Annotated in this window: 1 tRNA gene; it reads right to left on the bottom strand. The window is 41.5% G+C overall.

The features are described 5' to 3' along the window. Positions 1-254 precede the first annotated feature (254 nt). A tRNA-Ala gene (locus DW739_RS14760) sits at positions 255-327 on the bottom strand. Positions 328-364: the final 37 nt, after the last annotated feature.

The following is a 364-nucleotide window of genomic DNA, read 5'->3' as shown; positions in this document are numbered from 1 at the left end:
TATGGTGTTTACAATTAATAATTGCTTGTTTTTGGTTTGTTTGGTTACACTTTTGTGTAACACCTCGGATGTCTTGATATTTGTTTCAAACTTTTCAGTTTGAACTTTGTATCAGATTTTCAATATGCAGTTTTCAAGGTACATAGTATGTTCACTCAACTAAACTCACTTGCGTTCGTTAAGGTTCGTGAACTGCCTCGCACTAAATTCAAGTTTCGTCTTCGACTCGCTTTCATTCAGTTGCTTTCGGCAAATGGAGATGGAGAGATTCGAACTCTTGACCCCCTGCTTGCAAGGCAGGTGCTCTCCCAACTGAGCTACACCCCCATAATGAATCCGGCATCCACCTGCTTTCCCATGCCGT

The organism is Clostridium sp. AM28-20LB (genome assembly GCF_003480665.1).
GTDB classification, from domain to species: Bacteria; Bacillota; Clostridia; order Lachnospirales; family Lachnospiraceae; genus Otoolea; species Otoolea fessa.
The sequence above is the reverse complement of the archived record's forward strand: the minus strand, read 5'-3'. Positions and strand labels throughout refer to the sequence as shown.